Below are 8798 nucleotides of genomic sequence, written 5' to 3'. Positions count from 1 at the left end.
GCGCTCTGGCACAATCTTTTGAATCTAAATGCAGGTTAATATGTCCCACAGCCGAAATTAAAAATAAGCCCGAATATAACCTGCAATAGTTCTTGGATTTTTTATGGTAAACAAGAAGACTTCGGGGATTTTACGGATAATAATTCCTGATCCACGTGTGCATCCATAGAAGCAAGGAGTTTCCATATAACATTTTTTTACTTTTGAATAATCCAATTCTTTTAGGGCTTGTTTTATTCCCGTTCCTTTTAGATTTGCAGATTGATTGAATTCAAGACATGGGGCTATTTCCCCTTTTTCAGTTAGTATTATAGATCTCTTCATGGCGTCACATGGTGCACAATAATTGCCTTCAAGATACTTAATTGACTCGTCATATATGAGCTTATCAAATATCAATCCTTCCTTTTTAGATAATAAACTCAATTTTTTAAATGCGTCAATAATTATTGCTGGATTAGCATCGTAACTCATCTCTTCGTCATATGCACTAGAATAGCAGTGGGAATAATTATAAGGATAAGCATTAAAACTAAATCCATTTTTTCGCGCAAAGTAAAATAGATCCATAACTTCGCCATAATTTATTTTGCTTATTGTTGAAGTTATATGCCACATTCCTTTTTTATCTTTTATTTTACTACACTGCTCTATATTATTTAGTAAAAGGGGAAGTTTGTCAACACCTCTAATTTTCTCATATTTCTTTTCGTCTAGAGAATCAAGACTTATACTCACATTGCACTTGAGTTCTGCAATTTTATTGGCAATTTTTTCATCTAAGAGCAAGCCATTTGTTATCAAAGTTGGGTTGAATCCTAGGCCAATTAGTAATTCAATAATTTCTACTATATCCTTTCTAAGTAAAGGCTCGCCGCCCTGCAGAAAAACATGCTTTACGCCGTAAGATTTTAAATCCTTGAATATATTCTCAATCTCTTCAAAGGTAAGCTCGTCTTTTGGTTTAGAAGGTGTTTTCCATATACTACACATTGGACATATAGAATTGCATCTTCTTGTAAGATTAAACACGACTAAAAATGGTCTCCCAAGAAGAATATTCTTTATCATGAACTCACTTTCTAGATGCTATTACCAAATATATTTATTATTTCTTATCTATATTAATCTATTCTCCTATTATCTTCTTAAGATTCAATCCCTCTTCTTTCATATACTTTCTAACGGTTTCAAATTGAATTTGATCTTTTTAGTTGAGTTATTGATCTCTATGATACCTTCTAACACAACAATTTTATTCCCTCTTGGTATTCAATTGACTTAATTTTTCAAACAATTCTTTTTCACTAAATTCCTTAAAACTGAAGATTTCTTCAACGGATTTATCTTCCAGCAAAATCAGGATTTTGTTTAGGGTCTCAGTTATATTTTCATATATGCCAATCTGGCTTTGGGACATTACTCCTACAATATTAGTTGGCCAAGCTTTAACATACATTTCTAGTATTTGGATCAAGGCGTTATTTTGATTTATCTTTTGATGAATAATTCTTTTGATCTCTTTCTTATCAAATATCTTATAGAAGAATAGATCAACATAAATATTTACATATGCATTGACAGGATTTTCTGAACTATTAATCAATATTTTTTTTAAGCTCTCTATACCTAACTCTGAAATGGCATATATCGATTTAGGGGGTTTGTTAGTATCTTCAATTCTATCTTTTACTTTTACAAATCCCTGTTTCTCCATATTTCTTAAAGAATTATATATGGTTGCTTTATTCAGCTTAAGAATAGGGTCTGTTATCTCCGACTTCTTTTCAAATATTTTATAGATTTCATATCCGCTTAGTTCTTTATAGCTTAAAAGTCCGAGAATTAATAATTCAGACAGATTTATCTGTTTTGTATGCTTTAGGAATTTTAGCCCTTCAATGTTTAACTCTAAATATTTTGCCATATAGTACCTTTTTAGTATTCATATTTACCATATTCAGGCAAATGCTTCATGTCTTCATAAAGCCAGACCATCCTATCCATAAACCACAATTTTCCCAGATACACCAAAGATATTCCCATCAAGAGGGGCCATATCTCAAATCTAAAAATACCCCATACCACAAAGGGCAATCCTAATGCCCCAATTGCACTTAATATATTAGGTGCAGACTTATGATGTCCGGGTACAGGTATTTTATCCCGATTGAGCCACACCCTTTCACCGAATACCCCTCTAGACATCCAGTTCTTAGTAGATTTTGGTTTAGGGAAAACTCTTGGATTAATATAAATCCAGATCAAACTAATTATGATGGGTACTACGCAGGCCCATCCGAACCACATTCTGCTCCAAAATGAGAAAGCTAATAGAGGTAGTCCTGAGAATCTTGTCCAGCCACTCCAAGGATTTGCATGCCTTAACCAGGTTTCTTCGTCCATTTTGAATGATTTACTTATTTTTCTTTCTAATGTCATATTAATTCACTATTAAGGTCTAATATATACTAGTATAATTTATACTATATAAAGTTTTAGATTTATAGAAATATAATAAGAAAATTTTATGAGATCTATTTAAAAAAAAATAGAGAAAAATAAAGCATCTTCTACTTTATTTCTTCTTTTTAAAAACATCAGAAAGCATATCTTTGATACTCTTTTTTGGTATAGGTGTTTTTGTAGCTGTTTTAGCAGTTTGTTCTACTTTTGGCACAGGTTCTCTTTTGATCATTGTTTCTTCGCCTTTACCAGCTTTGTAAACTACTTTTCCTTTTTCAACTACATCTACATTCCATTGAGTATTTTGTGAAACAGCCTTTTGAGCCATATTTTCGGCTACACCTCTTATTTTAGAATCTGACCAATCAGGGTGTTCCTCTTTTAACTGCTTAATATAATTAGCTGTGTATTTTTCTCTTAGATCCATTATCATTTTATTTCTTTCAGCCATTGTTATTGTCGGCCTTTCTGCCATATTTATTACCTCCTTAATATTATTCTTATTGATTTATTCTAATGAAAATGCATTTCTTTTTTATGGAGGGTATGTAACAGTTTTACATATATTTTTAACATGAAAAAAAAAGAAATTCAGTTAAATCACATTATAATAATATGCTTCTTATAATATTTAAATATATTGTTTTTATCAAGATTAAATCCAAATAAGGAAAAATAAAATTAATATTCTGACACCTTTTAGAACAAGCCTCTTCTATGCCTATGCCTTTTATGGGCGTGCCCATTTGTCTTTCGTACAAAGATGTCCTTTGCAATACTTTTCTCTAAGGCAATTTGGGTTTCATCGACTTGGACTACAAATGTTGGAAAAGTTTGAATAATTTTTATCTTTGAACCTGGGCTAAGTCCCAAGGTGGAAAGCCTCTGCAGTCTAGGGTGGCTCTTTGTAACTAAATACATTATATTGCCTTCGCCCCCCGCTTCCATATCGTTGAGCGAGACTATTATTGGTTCCAATGTTTTTGATACATCTTTGCAACAGTTACCTGGAGGGATCTCAAATCCATGAGGGCATACACTGGGATGCCCTAAAAGAGTGCAAATAGAATCTTCCAATCCTTCAGTGATTGTATGCTCGAGTCTGCATGCGGGCTCCTCTATTTCATCAATTGTCATCTGTAGTATGTCCTTCAGGAGTCTCTCTGTAAGCCTATGCCTCCTTATTATTTTCTTACCAATCTCTTCGCCCTTCTTTAGGAACTTAATCTTGTTATTTTGAATCTCAATATATCCTTCGCTTTTCAAAGCTTCCAAAACAGCTTCGGGAGATAAATCTCCTGCAATTTGAGAAAAATTACACCTTAAATAAATCCCTTTGACGAAATTTTCAACTTTTTCATCATTTTGTTCTCTCATAGTCCAGATGTATTCAAGTGACTCTTCGATTATCTCTTCTATCATTAAATCCCTCTAAAACATAATTCCAGTGTATTTAAGGAATATATTTGTTACTCCTCCAATTAGGATGGCATATACCAAAACAAAGAGAAATATCATTGTGGCTATCTTTGCCCCCCTCTCCTTTACGATAACGAAAAAATTTGCAATACAGGGGACAAAGAGTGTTATAACTATTAGACTTACAACTGTCTGCACGTTTGACATTAATCCAACATCTTGTAATTGAAATAATCCAGCTGCTCCATAATCTCTTCTAAAGAATCCCATCAGAAATGCCCTGGCAGCCTCTTTCGGGAGCTCTAGGAAACTGACAACAACGGGGGAGAATAATCTCTCAATTATCTCTAGTATTTTAAATTCGTTGAAGAAGAACAGGAATAGTGTTCCCAGTATAAATATGGGTATTACCTCTTTAACATACCATTCTAACCTCATTAAAGTCTTATAGAGTATATTTGAAAATTTTGGAATCCTCAATGGTGGCAATTCCATTATGAAATCTGAAGACTGACCTTTGATTATCTTGGAAGACAATGAACCGATAAAGATTAACTGAAGCAAAACTACTGAAAAAATGAATAGTAATGCCTTGAATGAAAGTGCTGAAGCCATAGCAAAAACTACAGCTATTTGTGCAGAGCATGGAACTCCAAGTGCCAACAGAAGTGTTGCAATTATTCTCTCTTTCTTTGAGTCCAAAGTTCTTACTGTGATTGTAGCCATGGTCACGCAACCACATCCCAAGATAAGAGGTAGTATCGCCTTACCGTTTAATCCTAAAAACTTCAAAGGTTTATTGCCCATTACAGCAAGCCTTGGAAAATAGCCTGAATCTTCTAGAAGCCCAAAAGCTATGAAGAATGTCAAAACAATGGGCAATATAATTGCTATGGCATATGTCAGCGCCATTGTGATTATCCCGAACTCCCCTATAAACATTCTAGAAATAAAATCATTGGGGATATAATTATCAAAGAAACTAATCAAAATGGGATTCAATGTCTGGCCAAAGACCTTTTCTTCCAAGAACTCAACCATTATCTGGGCTCCAAGATACCCAACAAACTCGTAAAGCAGCAATACTATGCCAAGGAATATTGGTACCCCTGTAACTGGATTTAAAGTAAGATTGCTGAATTTTTCAGATAATTGAGTTTTAAGGACCTTCTCTTCATTTTTAACTTTTCTTAAGATATGGAGTGTCTCTTCTCTCCTCTTTTCCCGGATATAATAAAATAGGGGTACTGAAATAGATTCTTTCTCTTTTTTGACTATTTCTTTTACCTCTTCTATCTTTTTCTTATCTTTTAAAATCCTTTCAGCAAAAGATTCGTCTGACAAAGCCATTATGGCTTTTCCCCTGCTTCCAAGTATTTTTGTTAATTTTTCAACAGAGCTTTCGAGTTTTCCATAGTTTACTTTAACATAAGATTTTGATGAAGCAGGTATTAATTTTTTCATTTTGGCGATGCCCTTGCCCTCAACAGCAACAGTTTCAACTACGGGTACCCCAAGTATTTTAGAAAGTTTATCAATATCAATTATTACCCCTTTCCTTCTAGCTTCGTCAGCCATGTTCAATACAAGGGTGAAAGGTAATCCAAGTTCAGAAAGTTCTGAAGAGATCATTAAAGCTCTCTGTAGATTTTTTTCATCTGCTACCTGCACCACATAATCAATCTCTTCAGAAATCAATACATTTCTAGTTACTTCCTCGTCTTCAGACATTGGAATAAGGCTGTTTGAACCAGGGGTGTCTAATATATCCACTTTTTTAAGTCCTAATAATCCCTTCCCTCTTGACAACTCAACAGTTGTTCCAGGATAATTTGACACTGTTACATACTTACCAGTAAGATGAGAAAATATTACGCTTTTGCCCACATTCGGGCTTCCTACTAGTGCTATTGTCATACTCATTGCCTTATCGCCTCTCACAAATATCACAATCCTTATCAGGATCGCATTTCGGTATATCTTTGCCACACGGACATTTTGATGGCCCTCCCATCATTTTACATAAAGCATCAGTAACTTCATCTGAAACGCAGTGCTCCATTCTGCATGCTTCAGCATGAACATTATCTGGATTGATGTGTAAATAATCAGAAAGAAATATTTCGACCAGTCTGTGTTTTCTTTTTATTTTATTGGCTATTTTCAATCCCTTTTCTGTTAATTTAGCTCCTTTGTAAGGTTCATAAAAAATCAAATCATTTTTATTAAGCCTTTGGATTACTTCTGTTACACTTGATGGCGAAACACCCAAAACTTGAGCAATGTCTGTTGTCTTAGCTATCTCTTTCTCTGTAACTAGATCAAGTATAGCTTCCAGATATTCTTCTACATCCTGTTTTGGCATTGTATCAGTAAATAGTTTCGGTTGGCCTAATTTATAAATCTTTCGGTCCACCAAAATATTTTGAATAATAGATTACTTGTCAACTAAGTTATCATAATTATAATCGGGAGAGGCGATATCTTTTAATAAAGAATAAGCCTTACTATCCTTCTTTATATCCAATACCCTCATGACATCTTCAGGCGTGTCTAGATCATAATACAAAGATTCTGAATAATGGATTTGAAAGGGAATCTTCTTTTTCTCAAATTCAGACAGATGTTTTTGAAAACTTCTTTCACCAAATTGTAATTTAAATTTTCTATCTAGGGGCAGTATCATCGCCGAAGTGCCATCTCTAGACGAAGGCGATATGGCACCACCTTCATCTTTAGCGATGAGAATAAGTTTTTTAATGTCTTCTTCATTAATGAAAGGCAAATCCAAAGGCAATATCAAAACTTTTTCCCCTTTGCCTTTTATGAAACTCACGCCCTTTTCTAAAGCTCTATTCAAATCTTTTTCATCTTCAAAGATGAATCTGACGCCCAACTCCTTTGGGATGATATCCAGATTTTCTTTTTTTGTAAGAAGATATATCTCAATTTCTGGATACTTTTGGAGTAATGAGATCATGTCTTCTAAAAGTGCGATGACAAGATGTTTTTTATTCTGGCCTAATATTTCATTAAGCCTAGATTTAGAAAAATTGACATATTTTAAAGGGAGGAGTACCGGTAAGGCCATTTAATCCATCCTATTGAGGACGAACTTAGATAGCTTTGCTCTATCCTTTCTTGTCTTCATCAAAGTGTCAGTTGTAAATACTTCCATGCCAAGTTCTCCACTAATTCTTTCTGCTAAATCAGATTCCATAGTATCGATTATAAATATATCCAATAACCCTTCATAGTACTTTGCCACACCAAAAGAATTTACCTCATAATCTAAGGAGTTCATAAGCTCAACTAGTGGCCCTTTTATTGCCCTTCCCTGAATAAGAGGGGACACGCCTATCACTTTTTTTTCTCTTATGCTCTTTTTTATACCTTTTAGAGATAAAATTGTACCTATGCTCACCAAAGGATTAGAGGGAGGGAGGATTACCCAATCTGAAATATCAAGCGCGTTCAGAAACTCATCAGATGGTTTTGCCTTTTTTTTACCTTTATAAATAATATTCTTTATCATTCCTTTTGGCCTTGTGATATAGTACTCTTCAAAATGAATTGTCTTGCTATCTAACTCAATGTGTGTTTGAAAAAAATCATCTGTCATTGGGATTAATGGGATGTTTACTCCAAATCTTTTGCAAAGTTCAGATGTTACTTCAGTCATAGTTTTACCTGATTTAAGAAGTTCTGTTCTCTTTATGTGCACTGCTAAGTCTTTATCACCCAGGCTTATCCAGTCCTCATATCCCAATGATTTGAGATATTTCTGGCAGACAAAAGTGTCATTTTTTATGCCCCATCCTTTTTTAACATCGATTTCTCCAGAAAGAGTGTACATAATAGTATCTACGTCGGGCGATACATGTAGGCCATAAATTTCAATATCATCACCCGTGTTTGCAATTACTGAAATATCTTGAGTTAGACTCGAAAGTCCATCAACAAACTTGGCCCCTCCGCCACCGCCTGAAAGGACTGTTATCATATTACCACTTGTTGTGATGTATTAAATCGTTTAGATCTCTTCTTTTTGGCTTTATCGGGTCTTCGTCTGGTATCCCAATTACTAGGATCTCCTGGGGCAAAATATGATTTGGAATTCCAAGAACTTCTCTCACATCTTCAGGGCAAAAGAGAGGCGCACATAGCCATAATGCCCCAAATCCTTTTTCTGTAGCTCTAAGTAAAATATTTTCTGAAGCCAATGCCACGCTCTGTACACCCATTATAAATTCTGCATTGTCTCTTTCATCGCCGTACTTTTCTACCTTTGAAGTGTCAAAACATGGAATAATTATAAACGGAGCATTGTTTATTCGCCCTTTTGACAGACTTATTCTTTCTTGAATCTCATACGACGATTTACCGTCTTTTTTTAGATTATTCTTCCAAGTTGAAGCCATCTTGGACGATAACTTTTCTTTTACTTCGTTAGAATCGATAAGTATAAATTCCCACGGCTGAAAATTATGGGCTGATGGTGCCTGTATAGCCGCTTCAATTAAGGATATTGCATCTTCTTTTTCAATTTGGACATTCTTGAATTTTCTGATAGTTTTTCTTTTTTTTATTAAATCAATGCCCATAATCGCCTCTATTTATTTAAAATACTTTTTTACTTCGCCAACTACAATTCCGCCCAATGCTACTAAAGCTATTAAGTTAGGAATTGCCATAAGCCCGTTAAACATATCCGATATGTTCCATACTATATCAACATATGTAATAGATCCAAAAAATACTGTAAATAAGAAGACTATCTTATACAGATATTTTTTCTTAACCCCAAAAAGATATTCAAAGCATTTTTCACCATAGTAGGACCACCCAAGGATAGTTGAATACCCAAATAATATAGAGCATAGGACTATTACGGCCGTTCCAAATATACCAAG

General features: G+C 34.2%; 11 protein-coding genes. All 11 read right to left on the bottom strand.

Features of this window, described 5'->3' with window-relative positions:
* Positions 1–57 precede the first annotated feature (57 nt).
* Positions 58–1071 carry a radical SAM protein gene (locus PLI06_09940; protein ID HOI77913.1) on the bottom strand — a complete coding sequence of 338 codons (1014 nt, stop codon included), beginning with the start codon at positions 1069–1071 and terminating at the stop codon, positions 58–60.
* A 184-nt stretch (positions 1072–1255) separates the two neighbouring features.
* On the bottom strand, positions 1256–1927 hold the full coding sequence (locus tag PLI06_09935) for a PadR family transcriptional regulator (GenBank protein ID HOI77912.1): 672 nt from the start codon (positions 1925–1927) through the stop codon (positions 1256–1258).
* 11 nt (positions 1928–1938) lie between these two features.
* The gene (locus PLI06_09930) at positions 1939–2442 is read right to left on the bottom strand and encodes a hypothetical protein (GenBank protein ID HOI77911.1); all 504 of its coding nucleotides are present in this window, start codon (positions 2440–2442) and stop codon (positions 1939–1941) included.
* Between the two features lie 136 nt (positions 2443–2578).
* The gene (locus PLI06_09925) at positions 2579–2941 is read right to left on the bottom strand and encodes a hypothetical protein (GenBank protein ID HOI77910.1); all 363 of its coding nucleotides are present in this window, start codon (positions 2939–2941) and stop codon (positions 2579–2581) included.
* Between the two features lie 224 nt (positions 2942–3165).
* A complete protein-coding gene (locus tag PLI06_09920; protein HOI77909.1) occupies positions 3166–3888 on the bottom strand; it encodes an iron dependent repressor, metal binding and dimerization domain protein in 723 nt (240 codons plus the stop codon).
* A gap of 9 nt (positions 3889–3897) precedes the next feature.
* Positions 3898–5826 (bottom strand): ferrous iron transport protein B, encoded by a 1929-nt coding sequence (feoB, locus tag PLI06_09915; protein HOI77908.1) that lies wholly within the window; start codon positions 5824–5826, stop codon positions 3898–3900.
* Complete coding sequence (locus PLI06_09910; GenBank protein HOI77907.1) at positions 5813–6250, bottom strand: metal-dependent transcriptional regulator; 438 nt, start codon at positions 6248–6250, stop codon at positions 5813–5815. Before PLI06_09910 ends, feoB begins: the two co-directional genes overlap by 14 nt.
* Before the next feature lie 72 nt (positions 6251–6322).
* Positions 6323–6976, bottom strand: a complete 654-nt coding sequence (gene cofC, locus PLI06_09905; protein HOI77906.1) for a 2-phospho-L-lactate guanylyltransferase — start codon at positions 6974–6976, stop codon at positions 6323–6325.
* Positions 6977–7888, bottom strand: coding sequence for a 2-phospho-L-lactate transferase (cofD, locus tag PLI06_09900; protein HOI77905.1), 912 nt, complete (start codon positions 7886–7888; stop codon positions 6977–6979).
* Between the two features lies 1 nt (position 7889).
* Positions 7890–8489 (bottom strand): nitroreductase family protein, encoded by a 600-nt coding sequence (locus tag PLI06_09895; GenBank protein ID HOI77904.1) that lies wholly within the window; start codon positions 8487–8489, stop codon positions 7890–7892.
* Positions 8490–8501: 12 nt separating this feature from the next.
* Positions 8502–8798: alanine:cation symporter family protein (locus PLI06_09890; protein ID HOI77903.1), on the bottom strand; the 297-nt coding region annotated here is incomplete at its 5' end.

Origin of the sequence: Methanofastidiosum sp. (genome assembly GCA_035362715.1) — an archaeon.
Lineage (GTDB): Archaea > Methanobacteriota_B > Thermococci > Methanofastidiosales > Methanofastidiosaceae > Methanofastidiosum.
Note: the sequence above shows the minus strand (reverse complement) of the source record. Positions and strands in the feature narration are given on the sequence as shown.

Bases quoted from the DNA above. Each gene is read 5' to 3' on its own strand.
- PLI06_09940 (HOI77913.1), bottom strand. From the start codon at position 1,071: ATGATAAAGAATATTCTTCTTGGGAGACCATTTTTAGTCGTGTTTAAT.
- PLI06_09935 (HOI77912.1), bottom strand. From the start codon at position 1,927: ATGGCAAAATATTTAGAGTTAAACATTGAAGGGCTAAAATTCCTAAAG.
- PLI06_09930 (HOI77911.1), bottom strand. From the start codon at position 2,442: ATGACATTAGAAAGAAAAATAAGTAAATCATTCAAAATGGACGAAGAA.
- PLI06_09925 (HOI77910.1), bottom strand. From the start codon at position 2,941: ATGGCAGAAAGGCCGACAATAACAATGGCTGAAAGAAATAAAATGATA.
- PLI06_09920 (HOI77909.1), bottom strand. From the start codon at position 3,888: ATGATAGAAGAGATAATCGAAGAGTCACTTGAATACATCTGGACTATG.
- PLI06_09910 (HOI77907.1), bottom strand. From the start codon at position 6,250: ATGCCAAAACAGGATGTAGAAGAATATCTGGAAGCTATACTTGATCTA.
- cofC (HOI77906.1), bottom strand. From the start codon at position 6,976: ATGGCCTTACCGGTACTCCTCCCTTTAAAATATGTCAATTTTTCTAAA.
- cofD (HOI77905.1), bottom strand. From the start codon at position 7,888: ATGATAACAGTCCTTTCAGGCGGTGGCGGAGGGGCCAAGTTTGTTGAT.
- PLI06_09895 (HOI77904.1), bottom strand. From the start codon at position 8,489: ATGGGCATTGATTTAATAAAAAAAAGAAAAACTATCAGAAAATTCAAG.